Origin of the sequence: Luteibacter yeojuensis (assembly GCF_011742875.1) — a bacterium.
In the GTDB taxonomy this organism is placed as follows: domain Bacteria; phylum Pseudomonadota; class Gammaproteobacteria; order Xanthomonadales; family Rhodanobacteraceae; genus Luteibacter; species Luteibacter yeojuensis.
Genome location: NZ_JAAQTL010000002.1, coordinates 206,548 through 229,692, shown reverse-complemented (window position 1 = coordinate 229,692; position 23,145 = coordinate 206,548). Strand labels below are relative to the sequence as shown.

Here is a 23,145-nt window from a genome sequence, read left to right as displayed (position 1 = left end):
CTTAACGGTTCCGCAGGGGCTCGATCCCGACGCAGGAACCCGGACATGCCAGCAGAGCCCGCCACCGTGATCTCCCTTCCCCAAGCGGCCGCCCCCGCCGCGCCTCGCCGTCCGTCCGACCTCACAGAGCAGCGCGGTACCCGCCGCGTCGCCTTCGCGCCGAAGTACGGCGGCGAGCCTGTCGAGGCGGACGTCCGATACCTGTGGTGCGGCGCCCCCGACGCACCCACGGTCATCGTGCAGGGAGGCATCTCGGCCGACCGGGATGTCTGCTCTGGACGCGAGCGCGCGGCGGGCTGGTGGGACACCCTGGTGGCCGAAGGCGCCGCCATCGATCTTTCCACCTGCCGCGTCCTCTCCATCGACTGGCTGGTTCCGGAAGACATCGGCGGCGTGGCCTCGGTGTCCAGCGAAGACCAGGCGGCGGCCCTGGCCGCACTCGTGGACGAGCTGGGCATCGGCCGCGTGCAGGCCTTCGTCGGTTCGTCCTACGGCGCCATGGTCGGCCTGGCCTTCGCCGCCCGCCACCCGGGGAAACTCAAATCGCTGGTGCTGCTAGCCGGCGCGCATCGTCCGCATCCGCTCTCCACGGCGCAGCGCTCGGTGCAGCGCGGCATTGTCCGGCTGGGACTCGCGTCGGGCCGTACCGGCGAGGCCTTGGCCCTCGCGCGGCAGCTCGCCATGACCACCTACCGCGGCAGCGAGGAGTTCTCCCGCCGCTTCGCCGCCGGGCCGGAGTGGCGCGACGGTCGATTCCACTTCCCCGTGGAGGACTACCTCGAGCACGCCGGCCGCCGGTTCGTCGAACGTTTCGACCCGGAGCGTTTCCTCGCCCTGTCCGAGTCGATCGACCTGCACGACGTGGCGCCGGAGGACATTTCCGCGCCGACCACGCTGGTGGGCTTCCCTTCCGATCGCCTCGTACCGCTCGCCGACCTGTGCGAGTTGCAGCGCCGCCTCGGAGGCACGGCCACCCTCGAGGTGCTGGATTCGCCCTATGGCCACGATGCCTTCCTCAAAGAAACCGTGCAGCTCGCTCCCGTGCTGCGTCAGGCACTCAACGACTGTTACGGAGTCCCTAAACCATGACCGATTCCCGTCCCTGTACCCGCGCCGTGCGCGCCGGCATCGAATCCGATACGCAGCACGGCGCCGTGGTACCGCCGTTGCACCTCTCGACCAACTACACGTTCGAAGGCTTCGGCCGGAAGCGTCCTTACGACTATTCGCGCAGCGGCAATCCCACGCGCGACCTCCTCGCCGAAGCGCTTGCCGAACTGGAGGAGGGTGCCGGCGCGGTGGTCACGGGTACCGGCATGTCGGCGGTGGCGCTGGCGCTCGAACTGGTGCCTGCCGGCGCGCTTGTCCTTGCCGCCCACGACTGCTACGGCGGCACGTGGCGCCTGCTCGACGCCTGGGCGCGCAAGGGCCGCTTCCAGGTACGCTTCGTGGACTTCACCGATCCCTCGGTGCTGGCCGAAGGCCTCGCTGCGAAGCCCGCGCTCGTATGGATCGAGACGCCGTCGAACCCGCTGCTGCGCATCACCGACGTACGCCATGTCGCGCAGGCGGCACGCGCCGCCGGCGCGCTGACCGTCGTCGACAATACGTTCCTGTCGCCGGCCTTGCAGCAGCCGCTGAAACTCGGTGCCGACGTGGTCGTGCATTCGACGACGAAGTACATCAATGGCCATAGCGACGTGGTCGGCGGCGCGGTGATCGCCGCCGATCCCGCCGTGGCCGAACAGCTGAAGTGGTGGGGCAATTGCAACGGCGTGACCGGCTCTCCGTTCGACAGCTACCTCACGTTGCGCGGCGTGCGCACGCTTTCCGTGCGCCTGCGCGCGCATGAGGAAAACGCGCGTCGGATCGCCGCGCTGCTCGACGGCCACGATGCCGTGGAGCGCGTCTATTACCCCGGTCTCGCCGCGCATCCGGGCCATGCCCTCGCGCAGCGCCAGCAGTACGGTTTCGGCGCGATGCTGAGCTTCGAGATCGCCGGGGGTACCGATGCCATCGAGGCTTTCGTCGACGGCTTGCGCTATTTCTCGCTGGCGGAATCGCTGGGTGGCGTGGAAAGCCTCGTCGCCCATCCGGCCACGATGACGCATGCGGCCATGGCACCGGAGGCGCGCCGCGTCGCCGGCATCGCCGACAACCTGCTGCGCCTGTCGGTCGGCATCGAAGATGGCGACGACCTGATCGACGACATCGAGGCGGGCCTGGCACGCGCCGCAGGCGTCGCTTCCCCGGTGTCCAAACGCAAGGTCGGCGCATGAGCGCCGTGGCTGTCGCGCCGCTCGCGGATACGGCGCCGCGCACCGCCGTCGTGCTGCTCGGTACCGGTGTCGTGGGCCGCGCGCTGCTCGCGCTGCTGGGCACCCCCGCGGCGCGTTCGCTGCGCCTCGTGGGCGCCGCCAACTCGAAACGCCAGCACGTGCTCCCGGACGGCCTGCCGCCCGCGGAGGTGGCGGAACGTCTGGCGAGGGGCAGGGAGGACCGCGACGACGCGCCGCTGCTCGCGGCGCTGGATGCCAGCGGTGCGACGAGGAAAGTGGTGATCGACGCCACGGCCTGCGCCGTCGAGGCCGGCCGCCATCCGGAATGGCTGGCCGCCGGCTACCACGTCGTTACGGCGAACAAGGCCCTCGCCGGCGGCCAGCTGTCCGGCTGGCGCGCCCTGCAGAAGGCCACCGCGGGGGGAACCGTCTATGGCGACGCGGCCACGGTCGGCGCGGGATTACCGGTCCTCTCCACGCTTCGCCGCCTGCGTCACTGCGGCGACAGCCTGCTCACCCTCGAAGGTGTGTTCTCCGGCTCGCTCTCCTGGCTGTTCAACCAGTACGACGGCAGCCGGCCGTTCTCGGCCCTGTTGCGCGACGCGCGGCGCCTGGGCTTCACCGAGCCCGATCCGCGCTCCGACCTCTCCGGCGAAGACGTGGCGCGCAAGCTGCTGATCATCGCCCGCAACGCGGGTTTCGCCCTGGGCAGCGACGAGGTGGAAGTGGAAAGCCTGGTACCCGCCGCACTGCGCGACATGGACACGAAAGCCTTCCTCGACCGGCTCGAGGAACTGGACGAGCCGCTGCGCGAGCGTCATGCGCAGGCAAGGGCCAACGGCAAGGTGCTGCGCTACCTGGCCCGCCTGAACCAGCGCGGTCGTGCACGCGTAGGGCTGGTCGAAGTCTCCGCCGATCATCCGGCGGCACGCCTGAGCGGCACCGACAACCAGTTCGCGCTGACCACGACGCGTTACCACGCGACGCCCCTGGTGATCCAGGGGCCGGGGGCGGGGCCTGAGATTACCGCGCAGGCTCTACTCGGCGACGTGCTGTCCTTATGACGACCGTCCCGGCTTTGTGTGGGAGCCGCTTCAGCGGCGATGGGTGCTCGCGGCAAGCTTGCCCGCTGCCGCGGGATCGCCGGCAATAGCCGGCTCCCACACAACGCCCAAAAAAAACCGCCCCGAGGGGCGGTTTCCTGTTTACCTGTGGCCGGTGATCTTCTCGGCCTCGTCCGCGCTCGGCGGGAGGTCCGGCTCGCCGGGCTCCACCTCTTCGTGGTGGAAGCGCGCGGCTTCGACCATCGGCGTGCGCCAGCCCGTGGCGATGCCCCAGAAGTAGAAGATCGCGCCCAGCACGGCGACCAGCGCGAGGTCGTAGCCGTACGGGATGTAATCGTGGCCGCCGAAGGTCTTGCTGCCCGCCCAGGAGACGAAGGCGATGACCGGCAGGTAGACGATCAGCCACCAGGCCCCCTTCATGTGCTTGCCGAATTCGTCCCAGCCGGTCTTGGCCGTGTAGTAGAAATACAGCGGCAGCGCGACGACCATCAGCAGGATGATCTCGCCGGTAAGCGGCCACTTCGCCCAGTACAGCAGTTCGGTGGCGAAGATGAAGGCGAGCGCGGCGAGGACCGGCAGCCCGGGGATGCGCAGCGGGCGCTTCAGTTCCGGCGCCGTACGACGCAGGGTCATCACGCTCACCGGTCCGGTGAGGTAGGAGATGATCGTCGAGACCGAGATCACCGCCGCCAGCGTGCCCCAGCCGCGGAAGAAGAACAGGAAGATGAAGCTGACGACGAGGTTCAGCCACATCGCCGGGCGCGGGATGCCGAAACGCGGATGGATGTGGCCGAAGATCTTCGGCAGGTGACCGTTGCGCTCCATGGCGTAGATCATGCGCGCGGTGGTGGCCGTGTAGGTGGCGCCGGTGCCGCTCGGGCTGACGAAGGCGTCGGCGTAGAGCAGGATGGCCATCCAGTTGATCATCAGCGCGGTGGCGAGCTGCGCGAAGGGCGAGGCGTAGTCGAGGCCGGCCCAGCCGTTGCCGAGCTGGTCGGGCGGGACGGCGCCGATGAAGGCCACCTGGAGCAGCACGTAGACCACCGTGGCCAGCAGGATCGAACCGATCACCGCCAGCGGCACGCTGCGCCCCGGGTTGCGTGCTTCGCCGGCGAGGTTCACCGGACTCTGGAAGCCGTTGAAGCTGAAGACGATGCCCGAGATGGCGACGGCGGTGAGGATCGAGGAGATGTTGATCGCATGCGCGCCGCCATGCGCGCCGATATGGAAGTTGCCCGGGTTGTAGCTGGTGGCGATGAGCGCGATGGCGGTGGCGGCGGGCACCACCAGCTTGAAGACCGTGATCGCCGTGTTGCTCTTGGCGAACATCTTCACGCTCCAGAAATTGAGGAAGAAATAGACCATCACCAGCACCACGGCGATGGCGAGGCCCGGCGGGGTCAGTTCGCCGTGGCCATTGGTGACCACATACAGGTCTTTCGTCCAGGACGCCCATTCCCACGGCCAGGAGGCCATGTACTGAACGGAGGCCTCGGCCTCGACCGGAATCACCGAGACGATGGCGATCCAGTTCGCCCAGCCGGCGATGAAGCCCACCAGGGAGCCGTGCGAGTAATGGCCGTAGCGGACCATGCCGCCCGATTCGGGGAACATCGCTCCCAATTCCGCGTAGGTGAGGGCGATGAAGAGGATGATGACGGCACCGATGATCCAGGCGTAGATCGCGCCGGGGCCGGCGAGCTGGGCGGCGTGCCAGGCGCCGAACAGCCAGCCTGAGCCGATGATCGAGCCCAGGCCGGTAAGCATGAGGGCAAAGGCGCCGACGTCGCGGCGGATAGCGCTATGAGACATGGTGACTCCGGTCGAACGGGACAGGGCGGAGCCCGGGCCCGGGGGCGGCACAAGGGCCGGATGATGACAGCCCCGGCTCTCCCTGTCAGCCCGTGGTTGCCGTCCCCATGTGTCGTCGCATCGATATACACTGACCGACGCGGTAGGGACGAAGGGGGTCGGATGCGTTCGAAGTGGGTCGCCATTGGCATGTTGTTCCTTGCCCTGTCGGCATGCGGCATCGCCGCAGCCGAAGAGCAATGGAGCGACAAGGGCCGGCTGATCGATTCCGAGTCGTACGACCGTACCGCCAAGGGTTTCTACTTCACGCTGTACCCCGGCGAGGATCCCGTGGAAGCCGTGCGGCGCTGCGCCATAACCATGCGCGAGCTCGGCCACCTGGCCTCGGTTTCATGTTTCGCCTACACGAGCAAGCAGCGCTTCGACACCCGTCGTGGGAAATTGCGGGTGTGCTATACGGCCGTCGCCAACTGGTGGGGGGAGGACGAACCGGTCCGCGTCGAGACGGTGGACCGGCTGCCGCGAATGTGTCCGGCCCGTTGATCAGGGGTATCCCTGTAGGAGCCGCTATAGCGGCGAGAGCGGTCTTGCGGCCAAGTCGCCAGGTTTTCTCGCCGCTATAGCGGCTCCTACACGAGGGGATTCGGCCTCGCCGCTTCATTGCTTCGTTGGCTTTTCGCCGCTATGGCGGCTCCCACATTCGCTTTGCAGGCGGCGGTTTCCAGGGTCAGCACTCGATGACGTTCACGGCCAGGCCGCCGCGCGAGGTTTCCTTGTACTTGTCCTTCATGTCGCGGCCCGTGTCGCGCATGGTGGCGATCACCTTGTCCAGCGACACGTGGTGCTTGCCGTCGCTCTTCAGCGCCATGCGGCTGGCGTTGATCGCCTTCACCGCGCCCATGGCGTTGCGCTCGATGCAGGGAATCTGTACCAGGCCGCCGATGGGATCGCAGGTCAGGCCGAGGTTGTGCTCCATGCCGATCTCCGCCGCGTTCTCCACCTGGGTGACAGTGCCGCCCAACGCGGCGGCGAGCCCTCCCGCGGCCATCGAGCAGGCCACGCCCACTTCTCCCTGGCAACCGACCTCGGCGCCCGAGATCGATGCGTTTTCCTTGTAGAGGATGCCGATGGCACCGGCGGTGAGCAGGAACTCGATCACGCCGTCTTCCGTCGCGCTCGGACAGAAATGCCGGTAGTAGTGGAGCACCGCCGGAACGATGCCCGCCGCGCCATTGGTCGGCGCGGTGACCACGCTGCCGCCGGCGGCGTTTTCCTCGTTCACGGCGAGGGCGTAGAGGTTCACCCAGTCGAGGATGGTGAGCGGATCGCGCAGCGAGGCTTCGGGCTGTGCGCGCAGTTCGGCGGCCATCGCAGGCGCGCGGCGGTTGACCTTCAGCCCGCCCGGCAGTACGCCGGGGGAGCGCAGGCCGCGGGCCACGCAATCCTGCATGGCTTTCCAGATCGTCAGCAGGCCCGCCCGCGTCTCGGCTTCCGGACGCCAGATGGCTTCGTTACGCATCATCAGCTGGGCGATGGTGAGCCCGTTCTCCTTGCACAGCGACATCAGCTGGTCGCCGGTGGAGAAGGGGAACGGCTGTTCGCTGGTGTCGGCGACGATGCGGTCTTCCGCCGCCTCGTCGGGGTTCACGACGAAGCCGCCGCCCACCGAGTAGTAGTCGCGCGTGGCCAGTTCGCTGCCTTCCGCGTCGTAGGCCGAGAAGCGCATGCCGTTCGTATGGAACGGGAGCTTCTGCCGCTTGTTGAAGACGAGGTCGCTTTTCTCGTCGAACGGGATCTCGTGGCGTCCGAGGATGCGGATGCGCTTGCTGGAGCGGATCCGCTCCAGGGTGGCCGGAATGGTGTCCGGATCCACGCGGTCGGGCCATTCGCCCTCGAAGCCCAGCAGCACGGCCTTGTCCGTGCCGTGGCCGCGGCCGGTCATCGCCAGTGAGCCGAACAGTTCGCAGCGCACGCGTGCCACGCGTTCCAGCACGCCTTTCTCCTCCAGCCAGTGCTCGGCGAAGCGCGCACCGGCGCGCATCGGGCCCACGGTGTGCGACGAGGACGGGCCGATGCCGATCTTGAAGAGGTCGAAGACGCTGACTGCCATGGCGGGTGCGGAGGTAGGCTGTGGGGTGACCGGTTATTCTACGCCTCCGCGCCTTGCGACCCCATACATCAGCGAATGTCCCGATTCATCCTCTTCCAGCGCGACGACTGTCACCTCTGCGACCAGGCCCTGGCCGTGCTCGCGGAGGCACGCTTCCCGGATTTCGACTCCGTCTGGATCGACGACGACGAGGCGCTCGAGGCGCGGTATGGGACGCGGGTGCCGGTGCTGAGGCGCAGCGACGGGGTGGAGCTGGACTGGCCGTTCGATGTGGCAGCCCTTCGTTCCTTTGACGGGACGCTGTAGGAGCCGCTATAGCGGCGAGGGGACCGCCTCACCGCTTTCATCGCTCCGCGGGCTTCTTGCCGCTATAGCGGCTCCTGCGGGAATCGTCAGCGGCTGGTCTTCAGGCGCCGCAGGATTTCCTCGCGCGCCTCGCGCAGGATCGAATCGCGGTCCAGGCTGGCCACGATGCCGGCGACCGCGCGTTTCGCGCCGTGCTCGCCCCACGATTTCCCGGAAACCAGGTAATGTTCGGCCGCGCGTCCGATCAGCACCGTGGCGTACCAGCCCAGGGCGCCCTGCGCCGCGGCGGTGACGACCACCGACAGGCCGCCGCTGATGCCTTTCAGTGCCGAGGCCACCAGCTGTACCCCCCACACCGCGCCCATCAGCGCGGCCAGCTGCGTGGTAATGACGGCGACGAGGCGTCCCGACTCGCTGCGGGTGAGCGGCAGGCCGTAGACGCGGCCGAGTTGGACCACCATCGCGGCGTCCAGGCCGCCGGCGAGCAGCAGGTCGGCCACGGGGACGGGGTTGAGCGCCACGGCCACCGCCTTGGCGATGCAGTACTGGCGAATGACGCCACCGGCGACCTCGCGCCGGGTGGCGGCGATGCGCTCGCTCACCTGGTCGGTGAGCCGGCCGGCGAACAGGCCGGCGTTGATCGCCGATAGCGCCTTGCCCTCGCGGTCGGCGATGGCGAGCAGTCGTGCCCGCAGCGCCGATACATCGGGCACCCGTGCTTCGCTGCTTCGCCGCTCGCGTCCCGTGGCGTCCACCTCGACGACGTCGCGCGGCGAGGGCCGGGCGGCGACGGCGATGACATCCTCGGCGCCGACCAGTCCGGCGGCGTGTTCGCGCAGGCGCGCCAGCAGGCCGTCACGCTCCTCGTCGCCGTAGCGGTCCGCCTTGTTGAGGACGAGCAGCAAGGGGCGCCGCGTCGCGGCGAGCGTGCGCAGGGCGTCGCGCTCGTCCCTCGTCAGGTCGCCGTCGGCGACGAAGACGACGAGGTCGCTGACTTCCGCGACCTCGAAGGCCAGCTTCTCCCGCGCCTCGCCGCCGAGTTCGTTGATCCCCGGCGTGTCGATGAGGACGAGCCCCGCGCTGGCCGCTTCGTCCAGGCGAGCCGCGTCGGCTTCCGTCGTGGTGCCGTGGAGCACACCGACCGCGAAGGCGTCGCGCCCGAGCAGCGCGTTGCCCAGCGCCGACTTGCCGGCCGATACGCGACCGAAGACGGCCACGTGCAGTTCCTCGTTCTCGAGCCGGTCGAGCATGCGTTCGACGCGCTGGAAATCGGAGGCCATCGATTCGCGCACGTCGGCGGGAATCGATGGATCCGCGAGCAGGTCGCGCAGGCTGGCGGCGACGGGACCGCCGCGCTGGTCGGTCGCGGGCACGGCGTCGCCGCCGCGGCGAAAGCGGCCGGCAAGACCGCGCAGACGTTCGCGCCAGGCCGCCATGCGCCGTTTACTTCGGCAGCAGGTTCAGCGTGCCGTTGACCAGCACCTCGTCGGCGATCGTCGAGGTGTCCTTGTAATCGCCGCTGCCCACGCCGAAGTCGAGGCGCTTGAGCGTGCCGGTGACGGACAGGCGCGCGCCACCGGCCGCCGGGTTGAAAACCACCTTGAGCGCCACCGGCTTCGTGATGCCGTGCAGGGTGAGGTTGCCGTTGGCGACGACGTTGCCCCTGGCGTCCTTGGTGAAGCCCGTGGTGACGTAATGCGCCTTCGGGAATTTCGCGGCGTCGAAGAAATCCGCGCCGGGCAGGGCGCCGTCGCGATCGTTGTCGCCGGTCTTCGCCGTGGCGACATCCACCGTCACGTCGAACTTCGCGGTGGCGAGGTTCGCCGGGTCGTAGCTGATGGCGGCATCGAACTTGCCGAAGCTGCCGTCGAACTGCTGGCCCTGGAACGTTCCGCTGAAACCGAGCGTGCTGCCGGGGCCGACCTTGTAATCCGCCGCGTTGGCGGCGAAGGGCAGGGCCAGCGCAAGGCCGAGGACGGACAGGCGGCGGATCGTCGGGGTCATGGGGTGTCTCCGGGAGAGGGGGAAGTGCTCCGCTTCGCGCGGCCGAAGGGCAGCATGCGGCGGAGGGTGTCGTCGCGATCGACGACGTGGTGCTTGATCGCACCGCCCACGTGGGCGACGAGCACGAGGAGCAGGAACCAGAACAGGGACTCGTGTACGGATTCGAGGATTTCCGACAGGCCGTCGTTCTTTCCGACCAGCGCAGGCAGGTTGAACAGCTTGAAGTACTGAAGCGGAAAGCCGTGGGCGGAGTTGAAGGCCCACCCGCTGAGCGGGATGCAGACGATCAGCAGATAGAGCAGGCCATGCACGATGTGCGCGGCCGTGCGTTGCCAGCCGGGCGCCGGTTCGTCCGGCGGGCGCCGGTCGAACGCGCGCCACAGCAGGCGCAGGAAGAACAGCGCGAGCACGGTGAGTCCGATCGACTTGTGCAGGGCGAACATGTCGATCTTGTGCAGCGATGGCTTCAGTCCATCCATCCAGAAGGCGAACGCGCCGTTGCCGAGGATCAGCAGCGCCATCGTCCAATGGAAGGTCTTGGCGACGGTACTCCAGCGGATAGGGTCACTGCGCAGTGGCATCGTGGGTCTCCTTGTCGTCGTTGCTGCCGGCTTCTCCGCCGCGGATGGCTTCGATCTCGAGCCATACTGCCACGTCGGAGCCTATCGATCCGCGATTGGCGGTCATGCCGTAAGCCGTGCGGTCGAGCGTCACGTACGCGGAGAACCCCGCGACGGTGTGCATGCCGAATATCGTCCTGCCCACGCGATTCACCCGGAAGGGAATATCCAGCGGAAGGGTGATGCCGCGCAGGGTGAGCTTGCCGTGCACCACGCCTTCGTCGTCGCCGCGCTTCTCCACCGCGTCGCTCACGTAACGCGCCGTGCCCGCACGCGCGCTGTCCAGCAGGTTCGAGCCCCGCACGGCCTTGTCCCAGTTGGGGTCGCCCATGTCCACGGAGCCGAGGTCGATGGTGGCCTCGACGGACGATTTCGACCAGTCGTCCCGATCGAACACCACCTTGCCTTCGGCGATCCGCAGGCGCCCGAACGAACGCGAGAACCCATTGTGGTCGACGTTGAAGACCACCTGGCTGTGCACGGGGTCCATGCGGTAAGTGACGGGCTCCGCACTGGCCAGCCCCGCCGCGAACGCGAGGACCGGGAGTGGCAGTAATCGGGCGTGACGCATACGTGATGGCCTGTCGCACGGGGCCGCGACGCGGCCTGGAGGAGTTAGTGTGGCGCGGACGGCGCCAGGTTGTCAGCCCACCCGCGGCGAACGCAGCGTTCGCTCAGCGGTCCCGAAGCGCCTCGCCGGTCAGTTCGGCGAGATGCCGGAGCCGGGAGGCGCCGGCTTCGCCGAGCAGTTCGCGCATGCGCTCCCCGGCGTCCTCCTGGTCGAGCGTCCGGCGTTCGGCGAGCGTGGCCGCCAGCGCGCGGCCGAAACTGTCGAAGATCAACGCATAGGCGAACGCATGCAGGACGCCGCCGCCGAGGGTGCCCAGCCCGGGGAAGGCCTTCAGCGCGTTGCCCGCCACGGCGAGCGCCACCGACGTGCCGGTACGCAAGGTCATGCGGACCTGGCGGAGAAGGTTGTCGATCTCCACGTCGGTGACGCGCACATCGTGGAGTGCCGCCAGGGCCCGCACCATGCCCGTGGCGAGCGCGCCCTGGATCACCAGGTCGCTGCCGGGCGCGACCGCGGCCATGGCGCCGACGACGGCGCGCCGCGCATAGCGACGGACGATGCGTTCCGCCTCCACGCCGCGCCATGCGCGCTCGCGCTCGCCGGTGCGCTCGTGAAGCCCGGCGAGCACGGCGTTCTGGCGTTGCGCTTCCAGCGCGGCGGAGCCGGGTGCGAGCAGCTGGCGCAGCGCGTCCAGCAGCGGCTGCACGTTGGCGGCACGGCGGCGCGTGACGTCCTCCGTGCTTCCATCGGGCAGGCGGCGCGTGAAACGCTCCTCGCCGCCGGCGCTGATCGCGAGCACCGCATCGGGAACGCCACCGGCCTGTTCGCGCACGCGCGACAGGATCCGTGCGAGTTCGTCGGGCGTCCACTGGTCGGCCTTGTTCACCGCAAGCAGCAACGGTTTGCCGAAATCGCCGAGCCAACGCAGTTCGTCCCCTTGCGTCCGGGTGAGGTCGCCGGCGCACACGTAGATCACCGCGTGCGCGCGCAGCGCTTCCTCGCGCGCCAGTCGCTCGCGGGTCTCGCCGTCGGCTTCCGACGAACCGGGTACGTCGGCGACGGTCCAGGGCGCGTCCCACGCGGAAGTCTCGTAAGTGACGACGTCGCGCGTCGTTCCGCCGCGCGCGTCCCGCTCCGGCGAGGCGCCTGGCACGAGCGCGGCGATGAGGGTGGACTTGCCGGTGGAGATCTCGCCGAACACGGCCAGGTAAGTGCGGTCGCTCTCGCGCCGGCGGTCGAGTTCGCCGAGCTCTTTGCGAAGTTCCTCAACGTCGGTGTCCGCTTCGCGCAGGCGTTCGATGCGCGCCTCGAGCGAAGCGCGGTCCGGTGCGACGACGGGCGTGCGCGGTTTGCGCGGACGCAGCCACCAGACGCCTAGACCCGCGCCGGCCAGCGCGACGAGCAGCAGGACCCCGCCCACGAGCCAGCGCATGCCTGTCGGGAGGCCCATGAAACGCTGGGCCAGGGCCAGCGCGCGATCGAGTGCGGCCAGCAGCAGCCAGGCGAGGGCGAGCAGGCCGACGGCGGCCAGGAGGAGACGGAGCCGGGAGGACATGCCCGCATTCTAGACGCATGCCGCCGGGGCGATGTCGGCGGATGCCTACATGCCGCTCCGGGTAGCGCCGATTGCCCGTGCCGGCCTGCATGGCATGATCGGGAACGCACCAGGAATCCGCGTATGCATGTCACGCTCCTCCCGAGATGGATCCTCGCGGTCGTGGTCGGTTCGATCATGGCGCTCACCGTGCAGGCCGCCACGATGCCGCCCGTGCCCACGCCGCAGTTCCGCAGTTATGGCCTGCTCGAAGGCCTCCCCAGCAGCAAGGTCCAGGTCGTGGCCCAGGACAGCCAGGGCTTCATCTGGGTCGGTACGTCGGTGGGGCTTTCCCGTTTCGACGGCGTGCAGTTCGCCAGCCCGGGCATCGGGCCCGACAAGGCCCATCCGATTCCCGCGGGGGGCGTAACGGCCCTGCTGGTGGATTCCATCGATCGCGTGTGGATCGGTGGGGCCGATTTCGGCCTCGGCCGCTACGATCCCGCCACGAGCACCTTCGTCCAATGGCGCGACGGCCTTGTGGACGACGACGTGCGCGCGATCGCGCAGGCACGCGACGGATCGATCTGGGTCGGCACCAGCGGCGGCCTCATGCACATGCAGGCGGACGGCAGCGACATGCAATACGTCGCGCCGGGTGCCGACAGTCCGGCGTCCGCCTCGGTGCACGCCTTGCACGCGTCCGACGATGGCCGCGTGTGGATCGGTACGGACGCGGGCGTCGACGTGGTCGATACGGAGGGCGGCATCTCTCGCGTGCCGTTCGAAGACGGAAGCCATCCGCGCGTGCAGCGCATCGACGGCCACGCCGCGGAACTGCGCTTCGCGACGGAGCGTGGCCTTTACCGCCTCGCTCCCGACGGGCTGCTGCACCGCGACCGCAGGCTTGGGGGATCGCCGGTGAACGCGTCGCTGGCGGACAGCCATGGCACCTTGTGGGTCGCCGGTTCCGACGGCCTCTCGATGCTCGACCGCTACGGACGCCTCCACGCGGTACGGGGAGCCTGGACCGCGCAGGGCGGTCTGCCCGGACGAACCGTGCGCGGCATGCTCGAGGACCGCGAGCACGGCCTCTGGTTCGCGTTGAGCGACGGCGGCCTCGCCTACCTGGGCCCCGCCTGGGAAGACTTCACGCGTTTCGCGCACGTGCCCACGGATCCCTTCAGTTTTCCCGGCCGCACCGTCACGGCGGTGGCGGCGCAGGGCAGCACCAAACTGTGGGTGGGCGGCATGCACGGCTGGATACGTGGCTTCGACCCGGCCACGGGCAGGACGTCCGAAGGATTCGACATCGCCCCCACCCGTATCCAGGCGCTGCTGGAAGTGCCGCGGGGCTTGCTGATCGGTACCGTGAAGGGCCTCTCCGTGGGGCGCCACGGACAGACCTGGCCGCTGCTGCGCGGACTCATCGATCATCCGGTGACGATGATGGCGCCCGGTCCCGACGGCACCGTGTACGTCGCGGCGCAGGGGCAGGGGCTGTTCCGCCTGGATGCGCACCTCGCCCGCGCGAAAGCCATTCCTTTTGCCGCGGCGCGCCGCGGCATGACCGAGACGCGGCAGATCGAGGTGGTGGGCGACGAACTCTGGCAGGCGAGCCTCGCGGGCCTCGCGCGGCTGGACCGCGCGTCGGGCGAAATGCGCTTCGTCACCGGCGTTCCCGCGGGGCGGATCAACGCCTTCGAGCCGGACGAGGACGGTTTCTGGATCGTCCGCCCGGACGGCATCGAGCATTACCGCTGGGACGGACGCATCGCCCAGCGCGACCGCTGTGTGAAAGGCGCGGACGGCTTTCCCTCCGCCGACATCCTCAACGTCCGCCGGGACGTGGCCGGACGGCTCTGGCTCAACGGCGAAACCGGCGTGTGGCGCTTCGATCCGGGCACCGACAAGTTCCGGCCGTTCGGCCTCGCCGACGGTCTCGCCAACGGCGAGTTCACGCATGCCGGCACGGTGCTCCTCGACGACGGCACCATGTACGGCGCCACGCTTGGCGGCCTCGTCGGCTTCCGTCCCGACCGCCAGCGCGATCATACCCGCAAGCCGGCGATCGTCGTCCTCGGTGCCACCGTGTCGCGCGGCGGAGCACGCGTGCCGCTGCCCATCGACGAAGACATGCTTCGCCTCGGGTGGAACGATCGCGAGCTGATCGTGCGTGCGCGTGCGCTCTCCTACGTCAATCCCGACCGCAACCACCTCGTGTTCTCGCTCGAACACGAGGGCGAAACCACGAAGCTGCGCACGGGCAAGGACGGTCTTCGCAGCTTCGGTCCGCTCGCCCCCGGCGTCTACCGGCTCTCGATTTCCGGGGCGGGACGCGACGATGTCAGCGGCGTGCTGGCCCACCCCCTTACGATCGTCGTCGACTCGCCACCGTGGCGGCGCTGGTGGGCGTGGCTCACGTACGCGCTGCTCCTCGTCGCGGTCGCCGTGGCCATCGTCGTGAACACGCGCCGTCGCGTGCGCCAGGCCATGCGGCTGAAGCTCGCGGAGCAGCAACGGCGGCTGGCCGAGGAAGCCAATGCCGCGAAAACGGATTTCATGGCTACGCTGGGCCACGAGATCCGGACGCCGATGACGGGCGTGCTCGGCATGGCCGAACTGATGGCGAGCACACCGCTGGACGACACGCAGCGCGCCTACGTCGAGGCGGTGCGCCGTTCAGGCACCACCTTGCTGCGGCTGGTGAACGACGCGCTCGACATCACGCGCATCGAGGCCCGCCGGCTGTTGCTCGAATCCGAATGCGTCGTGCTCCGGACGATGACGGACGAAGTGGTCGCCCTCGCGGCGGGCAATGCGAAGGAAAAGGCATTGAGCCTGTCCTCCGCGCTCGACGCCAACGTGCCGGTCGCGGTGCGCGGCGACGCGATCCGTCTTCGCCAGATCCTGCAGAACCTCGTGAACAATGCGATCAAGTTCACCGAGTGCGGCGGGGTGTCCCTGCACATGGCTTATGAGGGCGGGTCCCTCGTGATGACCGTGACCGACACTGGGCCGGGCATGTCGGCCGAACTCTGCGCGCGCGTTTTCTCGCGTTTCGAGCAGGGCGGTTCGCCGCAACGTTCGCAAGGCTCGGGGCTCGGCCTGGCGATCTGCTACGAACTCTGCACGCTGATGGGCGGGAGCATCCGCGTACGCAGCGAGCTGGGCAGGGGTACCGCCTTCGTCGTGCGCCTGCCGCTGGAACCGTGTCGCTGCGGCGATTGCAGCGCGCGCCTACCGCTACCCGCACCCACTGTCGCGGGCAGGCGCGTGCTGCTGGTCGAGGACGATCCGGTGGTCAGCGACGTGATCGCCGGCCTCTTGCGCGAACGCGGCCACATGGTGACGGCGGTCGGCGATGGCCTCGCCGCCATGATGGAACTTTCGCGCGAGCGCTTCGATGCCATGCTGCTCGACCTCGACCTGCCCGTGGTCGACGGTTTCCAGGTGGCACGCATGGTGCGGCGCATGGAAGCGGTGGGGGACATCCCGATCGTCGCCGTCACGGCCCGCTCGGCGGGCAACGAAGTGGCGACCGTGAGGGACGCAGGCATGGATGCCCTGCTGCGCAAACCGATGACGGGCAACGACCTCGACGCCACGCTGGAGCAGGTGTGCACGACGGCAGACGCCTGACACCCCCTGTGCCCCTGCGCAGGCGGGGGCCCAGCGGCTTTCCCCCTGCGCCACCCCGGCGTACGCCAGGGAAGCGCGCTACCCGAAGCGCCTGAAGTAAGCCAGCGCCCCTACGATCAGCAACGACGTCGGCAACAGGTTCGCGAGCAGCGGCGGCAGGCCATAGACCGTGCCGAAGTTCACCATCGCGCCTTGCAGGAAGTACCAGCCGATGGCGAGGATGATGCCGATGAAGAGGCGCTTGCCGAGGCCGCCGGAGCGCAGCGAGCCGAAGGCGAAGGGCATGGCGCAGAGCACGAGCACCAGTGTGTTTACCGCGAAAAGCGCGCGGCCCCAGAAGGCCACGGCATAGGCACCGGGGTTCTGCCCGTTGGCTTCGAGGTAGCGCATGTTGCGGCGCAGGTCGCTCATCGAGAGGTATTCGGGGTGGATCACCGATTGCTCGAGCACGTGCGGGTTGAGCTTGGAGGCCCAGGTCTGCGTGTCTTCATGCGTGGAGTGCGTGCCCGCGGCGTCGAGCGACGTGGTGCGCACGTTGCTCATCACCCAGTGGTTGCCGTCGTGGATGGCGCTGTCGCCGTGCGAAAAGGTCTTCACCTGGCCGTCGGGGGTGAAGTCGTAGACGCGCACGTCCACCAGTTTCACCGTGGCACGGTCGCCGTCCTGCGTGGCGATGGCCGACTTGGCGTTGATGATCTTGCCGCCGTCGCGCGCCCACAGGCCGCTGCTGGTGGAGCCGAGGTTGCTCGAGCGCATGCGTACCTGGATGGCCTGCGCGTGCTGGTCGCCGTAGGGCGCCACCGTCTCGCCCATGACGACCACGGCGAGAGTCAGCACGGCGACCACGCCCGCGGCGGACATGGCGATGCGCAGCTTGGACATGCCCGCCGCGCGCAGCGCGGTGAGTTCGCCGGTGGCAGCGAGGCCGCCCAGGCCCAGCAGGCCGCCGATGAGGGCCGCGTTGCTGAACATCTGGTACAGCCGCCGCGGCACCGTGAGCATGATGTAGGCGATGGCATCGTAGAGCGTGAAGCCGTTCTTGCCGATGTTGCCGAGCTGGCGCACGAACTGGGTCAGGGCGTCGAAGCCGGTGAGCACGAGCCACACGAGCAACAGGGTGCCCAGGACGCTGAAGCCGATCAGCCGGTCGGCGCGTTTGACGGTCAGCGTGGCCATCACGGGGCTCCCTTCACGCGTCGGGCGGTGTTCTGTCGCCAGAAGTACCAGGCGGCCACGCCGAAGACGATGGCATGCAGCAGCCAGATGGGCGCGGAGGTGTGCAGGTGGCCCTTGATGATCTGCGCGCGGGCGATCAGCTGCCATACGACGTAGAGGAAATAGGCCAGCACGGCGATGAGCAGGCGGCCGTAGCGGGCGTCGCGCGGCGCCTGCCGCGACATCGGCAGCACCATCATCATCAGCACGAGGGTGCTGACGGGGGCTGCGAAGCGGGACACCAGCTCGCCCAGGTTCTCCGGGCTGAGGGACTTGAACAGGTCGGTCGTGGACGCCTCGTGCGACGGATCGGTGTCCGCGTCGTCGTCCGCGATGTTGGAGAGCGAGATGTCGTTGCGCTCGTATTTCATCCGCCGCCAGTTGTCGCCCGTCAGCGGGATCTCGAACTGCCAGCCGTCGAACAGGGCCAGGAAACGGTTCTGGCCGTCGCTTTCCTGGTACATCCGGCCGTTCTTCGCGTTCACGACACGGACCTGCGGCCTGCCCTCGCTGTCGGTGCGGTCGGTGGCGAGGAAGGTCTTGCCCAGCACGGTGCCGTCGCGGCTCAGCGTGTCGACGAAGATGATGCCGCCCTTGCCGGGCAGCTCGGTGAAGCGGCCGGCATCGAGGCCGGCGGCGATCACGGATTTGTTGGCGGCGGCGATGACCTGGTCCGCCGTACGCGACGCGAGCGGCCCCAGCCATAGGGAGACCAGGCCGACCACGAGGGTGGCCGTCACGGCGAGCAGGGTGACCGGGCGGAGCATGCCGCGCGGGCCCATGCCGGAGGAGGCCAGCACATGCATCTCGCTCTCGCGGTACATGCGGCCCAGGGCGATCAGGGTGCCCAGGAAGGCGGACATGGGCAGGAGGGTGGAGAGCAGGTCCACCATCTGCAGGCCCAGCACCTCGAACATCACGCTTGGCTGGATGCTGCCGTTGGCGACCTTCTGCAGCACGGTCGCGAACGCGCCGCCGGCGAAGATCACCAGCAGCACGATGGCCGTCGCGAGGACCCCGTAGGCCAGCTCGCGCAGGAAATAACGGTCGAGGATGCTGAGCATTTGATAGAATTGGCGGTTCGTGCCGCGTCAGTCCCTGCCGGCAAACCCTAAGTCTAGCCTGTCCGGGCCCCGGCGGGCTTTCGCAGGACAGTTAGCTATGACGGTTCAGTTCAGCCTCGGTTCCCATGCTCCCGAAACGACCGCCACCCCGGTGGCCGTGGTCGGCGTCTATGAAAATGGGGTCCTGACCAGCGCGGCGGCGCGTATCGACACGGCCGCGGACGGCGCCATCAAGCGCCTGGTCGAGGCGGGCGACGTCACCGGAAAGGTGGGCAATGTCGTCACCCTGCTGCATCCCTCCGGCGTCGCCGCCGCCCGCGTGCTCATCCTCGGCCTGGGCGCGCAGAAGTCCTTCGATGCCGCCCGCTACCAGCGGGTGACCGCCGAGGCCGCCCGCGCCATCGGCCGCCTGCCGGTGACCGAGGCGGTCAGCTGGCTGCCCGAGATCGACGTTCCGGGGCGCGACGCCGCCTGGCGCGTACGCGTCGGCGCCCTCGTCACCGATCACGTGTCGTACCGCTACACCGCCACCGTGAAGCCGCGCGACAAGGCCCAGCCGGAGCTGGCCTCGATCGTCCTGGTCGGCCCGGCCGAGGGCGAGGCCGGCCTCGCCGAAGCGCGTGCGATCGCCGAGGGCGTGCGCTACGCCCGCGAGTTGGGCAACCTGCCGCCGAACATCTGCAACCCCGATTACATCGCCGACCAGGCCCGCGCCTTCGCCGACGCCCATGAAGGCGTCACTTTCGAGGCGCTTGACCGCGCCGACATGGAACGCGAGGGTTTCGGCTCGCTGCTCGCCGTGGCACGCGGTTCCGCCAACGCACCCCGCCTCGTGGTCCTGCAGTGGAACGGCGGCAAGGAGGGCGAGCGCCCCTACGCCTTCGTCGGCAAGGGCATCACCTTCGACACCGGCGGCGTCAGCCTCAAGCCCGGCCCGGGCATGGAGGAAATGAAGTTCGACATGTGCGGCGCGGCCGGTGTGCTCGGCGCCTTCGTGGCCGCCGTGAAGCTGCGCCTGCCGGTGAACCTGGTCTGCGTGGTGCCGGCGGTCGAGAACATGCCGGACGGCGCGGCCTATCGTCCCGGCGACGTGCTGACCAGCCTGTCGGGCATCACCATCGAAGTGCTCAACACCGACGCCGAGGGCCGCCTGATCCTCTGCGACGCGTTGACCTACACCGGCAAGCGCTTCGATCCGCACACCATCATCGACGCCGCCACGCTCACCGGCGCCTGCGTCGTCGCACTCGGCAAGCACGCCAGCGGCCTCATGACGAAGGACGAATCGCTGTCCGCCGAACTCCTTTCGGCCGGCGAAGCCACCCTCGACCGCGCCTGGCGCCTGCCGCTGTGGGACGACTACCAGAGCCAGCTCGACTCCGGCTTCGCCGACGTCGCCAACATCGGCGGCAAGTACGCCGGCGCGATCACCGCCGGCTGCTTCCTCGCCCGCTTCACGGAAGGCCGCCGCTGGGCGCACCTCGACATCGCCGGCACCGCCTGGGAGGAAGGCCGCAAGGGCCTCGCCACCGGCCGCCCGGTGCCGCTGCTGACGCAGTGGCTGCTCGATCGCGTCGCTTCGGCCGGCTGATCCCGCAACGATGCCGCGCGCCGATTTCTACCTGATCGACAAGCCGCGCTTCCGCGAGGATCCGCTGCTGCTGGTCTGCGAACTCGCGAAGCGCGCGTTCGGTGCCCAGCAGCCCACGCTGATCCTCACGCGCGACTTCGAGCAGGCCGAAGCGATCGACGAGTACCTGTGGGCGTTCGACGAGGACGCCTATATTCCGCACCAGCTGGCGGGCGACGACGAAGACGGGAACACGGCGGTGTTGATCGTGCCGCCAGGCGTGGAAACGCCGGACCGCCCCATGGTGATCAACCTGCGCGACACCTGCGCGCCCGGCCGGTTCGACCGCGTGCTCGAAGTGGTCGCGGCCGATCCCGCGGAGCGCGAAGGCTCACGCGCCCGCTGGACGCAGTACAAGCAGGCCGGCTTCGAAGTAAACAAGCACGACATGTAATCGTGCCGTGACGTATTGAGGCCATTCGTGTAGGAGCCGCTATAGCGGCGAGGAAATCTTGCCGTAGTGTCACGAGATTGCTCTCGCCGCTATAGCGGCTCCTACACGAAGCTTCAGCCCAGCTTGCGGGCCTGGTCGCGCATGGCATCCGCCTGGCGGGTCCAGTCGGCGATGCGCTGGCGTTCCTGGTCCACCACTTCGGCGGGCGCGTTCGCCACGAAGTTCGCATTGCCCAGCTTCGATTCGCACTTGCGGATCTCTCCTTCGACGCGCGCGATCTCCTTCGCCAGGCGCGCCTTCTCGGCGCCCACGTCGATGAGGCCTTCCAGCGGGATCAGCACGCGCATGCCGCCGACCACGGCGACCGCCGCGGCGGGTTCCTCGCCGGCGACCCACACCGGCGATTCCACGCGGCCGAGGAAGACGATCTGCGCGGCGAACTTGCCGGCGCGTTCGCGATCGGCGGCGTCACCGTCGGCGAACAGCAGCGGAATGACCTTGCCCGGCGCGATGTTCATCTCGGCACGGATGCGGCGCACGCCCGTGAGGACGTCCTTGACCCATTCGATCTCGGCCGTGGCGGCCTCGTCGGTGGGAACGTCGGCGGCCTCGGGGTAGGGGCGCAGCATGATCGTGTCGCCCTCGATGCCAAGCAGCGGACGCACGTACTGCCAGATCTCCTCGGTGACGAACGGGATCAGCGGGTGCAGCGCGCGCAGCAGCGTCTCCAGCACGTGCGCCAGCGTGTAGCGCGTCGACGCCACGGCCGCGGCGTCGCCGCCGTTGAGCGCGGGCTTGGACAGTTCGACGAACCAGTCGCAGAACTCGTTCCAGGTGAATTCGTACAGTGCCTGCGAGGCGAGGTCGAAACGGTACAGCGCCAGCTGCGCCTTCACCGTGGCGAGGGTCCGCTCCAGGCGGGTGAGGATCCAGCGCTCGGCTTCCGTCGAGGGGTTTGCGGGGGCGACCCGGCCTTCGCCGAGGTTCATCAGCACGAAGCGCGAAGCATTCCACAGCTTGTTGACGAAGGCCTTGTAGCCCGCGCAACGCTCCAGGTCGAACTTGATGTCGCGGCCGTGCGTGGCGAGCGAGGCGAAGGTGAAGCGCAGCGCGTCGGCGCCGAACGCCGGGATGCCCTCGGGGAATTCCTTCCGCGTGGCCTTCTCGATCTTCTCCGCCATCTTGGGCTGCATGAGTCCGCGCGTACGCTTTTCCAGCAGTTCGTCGAGGCCGATACCGTCGACGATGTCGAGCGGGTCGAGTACGTTGCCCTTGGACTTGGACATCTTCTGGCCGTCCTTGTCGCGGATGAGCCCCGTGACGTAGACGTCCTTGAACGGCACCTCGCCGGTGAAATGGTCGGTCATCATGATCATCCGGGCGACCCAGAAGAAGATGATGTCGAAGCCGGTGACCAGCACGTCGGTCGGCAGGTAGCGGTCGAAGCCGCGTTCGGCCTGCGCCTTCGGGTCGGGCCAGCCCAGCGTGGAGTGGCTCCAGATGGCGGACGAGAACCAGGTTTCCAGCACGTCGTCGTCGCGGCGCAGCGTGCCCGTATAACCTTGCGCGACGGCGGCGGCCTTCGCTTCCGCTTCGTCGCGGGCGACGATCAGCGCGCCGCCGTCGGTGTACCACGCGGGAATCCGGTGGCCCCAGGTGAGCTGTCGGCTGATGCACCAGTCCTGGATGTTGCCGAGCCAGTGGCGGTAGGTGTTGATCCAGTTCTCGGGCACGAACTTCACGTGGCCCTGCTCGACCAGCTCGAGGCCGCGGGCAGCCAGCGTGTCCATCTTCACGAACCACTGCCAGGTAAGGTAAGGCTCGATCACCTGGCCGGTGCGGTCGCCGCGCGGCACCTGCAGCTTGTGCTTCTTCGTCTCGACCAGCAGGCCCTGCGCTTCCAGATCGGCGAGCACGGCCTTGCGCGCGACGTAGCGGTCCATGCCGCGGTACTTCTCCGGTGCCGCGTCGTTGATCCGCGCGTCGTCGGTGAGGATGTTGATCATCGGCAGGTCGTGGCGCTGGCCGATGGCGTAGTCGTTGAAATCGTGTGCCGGCGTGATCTTCACGCAGCCCGTGCCGAAGTCCTTCTCGACATAGTCGTCCGCGATGATGGGGATCTGGCGGTTCGACAGCGGCAGCGTCAGCATGCGACCGACGAGGTGCGCGTAGCGCTCGTCTTCCGGATGCACGGCCACGGCCACGTCGCCGAGCATGGTCTCCGGACGCGTGGTGGCGACGACGAGCTCGCCCGAGCCGTCGGCCAGCGGATAGCGGATCGACCACAGCGAGCCGTCTTCCTCCTCGCTGACCACCTCGAGGTCGGAGATGGCGGTCTTCAGCACCGGGTCCCAGTTCACCAGCTTCTGGCCGCGGTAGATCAGGCCTTCCTCGTGCAGGCGCACGAAGGTCTCGACGACGGCCTTCGACGGGCCCTCGTCCATCGTGAAGACCTCGCGGCTCCAGTCGCCGGAAACGCCCAGGCGGCGCATCTGCCGGCCGATGGTGCCGCCGGATTCCTTTTTCCACTCCCACACGCGGGCGATGAACGACTCGCGGTCGAAATCGGAACGCTGCTTGCCCTCCGCGTTGAGCTGGCGGGTCACCACCATCTCGGTGGCGATGCCGGCGTGGTCCGTGCCGAGCTGCCACAGCGTGTCGAAGCCGCGCATGCGGTGATAGCGGACCAGCGTGTCCATGATGGTGTGCTGGAATCCATGGCCCATGTGCAGCGTGCCCGTCACATTGGGCGGCGGCAGCATGATCGTGTAGGGCGTGCCTTTGCCGGACGGCTTGAAATAACCGTTGGACTCCCAGTGGGCATACCACTTCGACTCGATCTGGCTGGGCTCGAAACTCTTGTCCATGCGTGGGCTCAGGGCGTAAAGACCGCCATTGTA

The 23,145-nt window shown here is 68.6% G+C and carries 18 protein-coding genes; 8 read left to right on the top strand and 10 right to left on the bottom strand.

The annotated features are described in order from the left end of the window. Positions 1-45 precede the first annotated feature (45 nt). Genes metX through HBF32_RS15965 form a run of 3 tightly spaced genes read left to right on the top strand, consistent with a single transcriptional unit; the run spans position 46 to position 3,343 of the window. Complete coding sequence (metX, locus tag HBF32_RS15975; RefSeq protein WP_166700779.1) at positions 46-1,089, top strand: homoserine O-succinyltransferase MetX; 1,044 nt, start codon at positions 46-48, stop codon at positions 1,087-1,089. Then, positions 1,086-2,279, top strand: coding sequence for a cystathionine gamma-synthase (gene metB / locus HBF32_RS15970; protein WP_166700778.1), 1,194 nt, complete (start codon positions 1,086-1,088; stop codon positions 2,277-2,279). Before metX ends, metB begins: the two co-directional genes overlap by 4 nt. Beyond that, positions 2,276-3,343: a homoserine dehydrogenase family protein gene (locus tag HBF32_RS15965; protein WP_166700777.1), complete on the top strand. Its 1,068-nt coding sequence runs from the start codon at positions 2,276-2,278 to the stop codon at positions 3,341-3,343. Before metB ends, HBF32_RS15965 begins: the two co-directional genes overlap by 4 nt. Before the next feature lie 141 nt (positions 3,344-3,484). Here HBF32_RS15965 and HBF32_RS15960 read toward each other — a convergent pair whose 3' ends face one another. Further along, positions 3,485-5,155 (bottom strand): APC family permease, encoded by a 1,671-nt coding sequence (locus HBF32_RS15960; RefSeq protein ID WP_166700776.1) that lies wholly within the window; start codon positions 5,153-5,155, stop codon positions 3,485-3,487. 162 nt (positions 5,156-5,317) lie between these two features. Between HBF32_RS15960 and HBF32_RS15955 the strand changes: the two genes are divergently transcribed. Beyond that, positions 5,318-5,698, top strand: coding sequence for a hypothetical protein (locus HBF32_RS15955; RefSeq protein WP_166700775.1), 381 nt, complete (start codon positions 5,318-5,320; stop codon positions 5,696-5,698). 184 nt (positions 5,699-5,882) lie between these two features. Here HBF32_RS15955 and HBF32_RS15950 read toward each other — a convergent pair whose 3' ends face one another. Beyond that, positions 5,883-7,265: an L-serine ammonia-lyase gene (locus HBF32_RS15950; protein ID WP_166700774.1), complete on the bottom strand. Its 1,383-nt coding sequence runs from the start codon at positions 7,263-7,265 to the stop codon at positions 5,883-5,885. A 75-nt stretch (positions 7,266-7,340) separates the two neighbouring features. Here HBF32_RS15950 and HBF32_RS15945 point away from each other — a divergent pair, with 75 nt between their 5' ends. Then, positions 7,341-7,571 carry a glutaredoxin family protein gene (locus tag HBF32_RS15945; RefSeq protein WP_166700773.1) on the top strand — a complete coding sequence of 77 codons (231 nt, stop codon included), beginning with the start codon at positions 7,341-7,343 and terminating at the stop codon, positions 7,569-7,571. Positions 7,572-7,657: 86 nt separating this feature from the next. Here the strand turns inward: HBF32_RS15945 and HBF32_RS15940 are convergent, their stop codons facing one another. The 5 genes from HBF32_RS15940 to HBF32_RS15920 form a co-directional block, all read right to left on the bottom strand. Further along, a complete protein-coding gene (locus HBF32_RS15940; protein ID WP_166700772.1) occupies positions 7,658-9,007 on the bottom strand; it encodes a GTP-binding protein in 1,350 nt (449 codons plus the stop codon). A gap of 7 nt (positions 9,008-9,014) precedes the next feature. Beyond that, positions 9,015-9,575, bottom strand: a complete 561-nt coding sequence (locus HBF32_RS15935) for a YceI family protein (protein WP_193570513.1) — start codon at positions 9,573-9,575, stop codon at positions 9,015-9,017. Then, a complete protein-coding gene (locus tag HBF32_RS15930) occupies positions 9,572-10,156 on the bottom strand; it encodes a cytochrome b (protein WP_166700771.1) in 585 nt (194 codons plus the stop codon). Before HBF32_RS15930 ends, HBF32_RS15935 begins: the two co-directional genes overlap by 4 nt. Further along, on the bottom strand, positions 10,140-10,766 hold the full coding sequence (locus HBF32_RS15925) for a YceI family protein (RefSeq protein ID WP_166700770.1): 627 nt from the start codon (positions 10,764-10,766) through the stop codon (positions 10,140-10,142). The genes HBF32_RS15930 and HBF32_RS15925 overlap by 17 nt, the downstream gene beginning before the upstream one ends. A gap of 103 nt (positions 10,767-10,869) precedes the next feature. After that, a complete protein-coding gene (locus HBF32_RS15920) occupies positions 10,870-12,321 on the bottom strand; it encodes a GTPase (protein ID WP_166700769.1) in 1,452 nt (483 codons plus the stop codon). 123 nt (positions 12,322-12,444) lie between these two features. On the opposite strand from HBF32_RS15920, the gene HBF32_RS15915 reads away from it, so the two are divergent. Continuing rightward, a complete protein-coding gene (locus HBF32_RS15915; RefSeq protein WP_166700768.1) occupies positions 12,445-15,942 on the top strand; it encodes a hybrid sensor histidine kinase/response regulator in 3,498 nt (1,165 codons plus the stop codon). 78 nt (positions 15,943-16,020) lie between these two features. On the opposite strand, the gene lptG is transcribed toward HBF32_RS15915, so the two are convergent. Both lptG and lptF read right to left on the bottom strand, forming a co-directional pair. Further along, positions 16,021-17,118 (bottom strand): LPS export ABC transporter permease LptG, encoded by a 1,098-nt coding sequence (lptG, locus tag HBF32_RS15910; RefSeq protein WP_166700767.1) that lies wholly within the window; start codon positions 17,116-17,118, stop codon positions 16,021-16,023. Beyond that, the gene (lptF, locus tag HBF32_RS15905) at positions 17,118-18,221 is read right to left on the bottom strand and encodes an LPS export ABC transporter permease LptF (RefSeq protein ID WP_166700766.1); all 1,104 of its coding nucleotides are present in this window, start codon (positions 18,219-18,221) and stop codon (positions 17,118-17,120) included. The genes lptG and lptF overlap by 1 nt, the downstream gene beginning before the upstream one ends. A gap of 97 nt (positions 18,222-18,318) precedes the next feature. On the opposite strand from lptF, the gene HBF32_RS15900 reads away from it, so the two are divergent. After that, entirely contained in the window at positions 18,319-19,812 is a 1,494-nt protein-coding gene (locus tag HBF32_RS15900) for a leucyl aminopeptidase (RefSeq protein ID WP_166700765.1), read from the top strand. 10 nt (positions 19,813-19,822) lie between these two features. Further along, positions 19,823-20,245, top strand: coding sequence for a DNA polymerase III subunit chi (locus tag HBF32_RS15895; RefSeq protein WP_166700764.1), 423 nt, complete (start codon positions 19,823-19,825; stop codon positions 20,243-20,245). Positions 20,246-20,358: 113 nt separating this feature from the next. Here HBF32_RS15895 and HBF32_RS15890 read toward each other — a convergent pair whose 3' ends face one another. After that, a complete protein-coding gene (locus HBF32_RS15890; RefSeq protein ID WP_166700763.1) occupies positions 20,359-23,112 on the bottom strand; it encodes a valine--tRNA ligase in 2,754 nt (917 codons plus the stop codon). Between the last annotated feature and the right edge of the window lie 33 nt (positions 23,113-23,145).

What these genes read in the sequence shown, in the direction of transcription:
- metX (WP_166700779.1), top strand. Translation starts at nt 46, where the DNA reads ATGCCAGCAGAGCCCGCCACCGTGATCTCCCTTCCCCAAGCGGCCGCC.
- metB (WP_166700778.1), top strand. Translation starts at nt 1,086, where the DNA reads ATGACCGATTCCCGTCCCTGTACCCGCGCCGTGCGCGCCGGCATCGAA.
- HBF32_RS15965 (WP_166700777.1), top strand. Translation starts at nt 2,276, where the DNA reads ATGAGCGCCGTGGCTGTCGCGCCGCTCGCGGATACGGCGCCGCGCACC.
- HBF32_RS15960 (WP_166700776.1), bottom strand. Translation starts at nt 5,155, where the DNA reads ATGTCTCATAGCGCTATCCGCCGCGACGTCGGCGCCTTTGCCCTCATG.
- HBF32_RS15955 (WP_166700775.1), top strand. Translation starts at nt 5,318, where the DNA reads ATGCGTTCGAAGTGGGTCGCCATTGGCATGTTGTTCCTTGCCCTGTCG.
- HBF32_RS15950 (WP_166700774.1), bottom strand. Translation starts at nt 7,265, where the DNA reads ATGGCAGTCAGCGTCTTCGACCTCTTCAAGATCGGCATCGGCCCGTCC.
- HBF32_RS15945 (WP_166700773.1), top strand. Translation starts at nt 7,341, where the DNA reads ATGTCCCGATTCATCCTCTTCCAGCGCGACGACTGTCACCTCTGCGAC.
- HBF32_RS15940 (WP_166700772.1), bottom strand. Translation starts at nt 9,007, where the DNA reads ATGGCGGCCTGGCGCGAACGTCTGCGCGGTCTTGCCGGCCGCTTTCGC.
- HBF32_RS15935 (WP_193570513.1), bottom strand. Translation starts at nt 9,575, where the DNA reads ATGACCCCGACGATCCGCCGCCTGTCCGTCCTCGGCCTTGCGCTGGCC.
- HBF32_RS15930 (WP_166700771.1), bottom strand. Translation starts at nt 10,156, where the DNA reads ATGCCACTGCGCAGTGACCCTATCCGCTGGAGTACCGTCGCCAAGACC.
- HBF32_RS15925 (WP_166700770.1), bottom strand. Translation starts at nt 10,766, where the DNA reads ATGCGTCACGCCCGATTACTGCCACTCCCGGTCCTCGCGTTCGCGGCG.
- HBF32_RS15920 (WP_166700769.1), bottom strand. Translation starts at nt 12,321, where the DNA reads ATGTCCTCCCGGCTCCGTCTCCTCCTGGCCGCCGTCGGCCTGCTCGCC.
- HBF32_RS15915 (WP_166700768.1), top strand. Translation starts at nt 12,445, where the DNA reads ATGCATGTCACGCTCCTCCCGAGATGGATCCTCGCGGTCGTGGTCGGT.
- lptG (WP_166700767.1), bottom strand. Translation starts at nt 17,118, where the DNA reads ATGGCCACGCTGACCGTCAAACGCGCCGACCGGCTGATCGGCTTCAGC.
- lptF (WP_166700766.1), bottom strand. Translation starts at nt 18,221, where the DNA reads ATGCTCAGCATCCTCGACCGTTATTTCCTGCGCGAGCTGGCCTACGGG.
- HBF32_RS15900 (WP_166700765.1), top strand. Translation starts at nt 18,319, where the DNA reads ATGACGGTTCAGTTCAGCCTCGGTTCCCATGCTCCCGAAACGACCGCC.
- HBF32_RS15895 (WP_166700764.1), top strand. Translation starts at nt 19,823, where the DNA reads ATGCCGCGCGCCGATTTCTACCTGATCGACAAGCCGCGCTTCCGCGAG.
- HBF32_RS15890 (WP_166700763.1), bottom strand. Translation starts at nt 23,112, where the DNA reads ATGGACAAGAGTTTCGAGCCCAGCCAGATCGAGTCGAAGTGGTATGCC.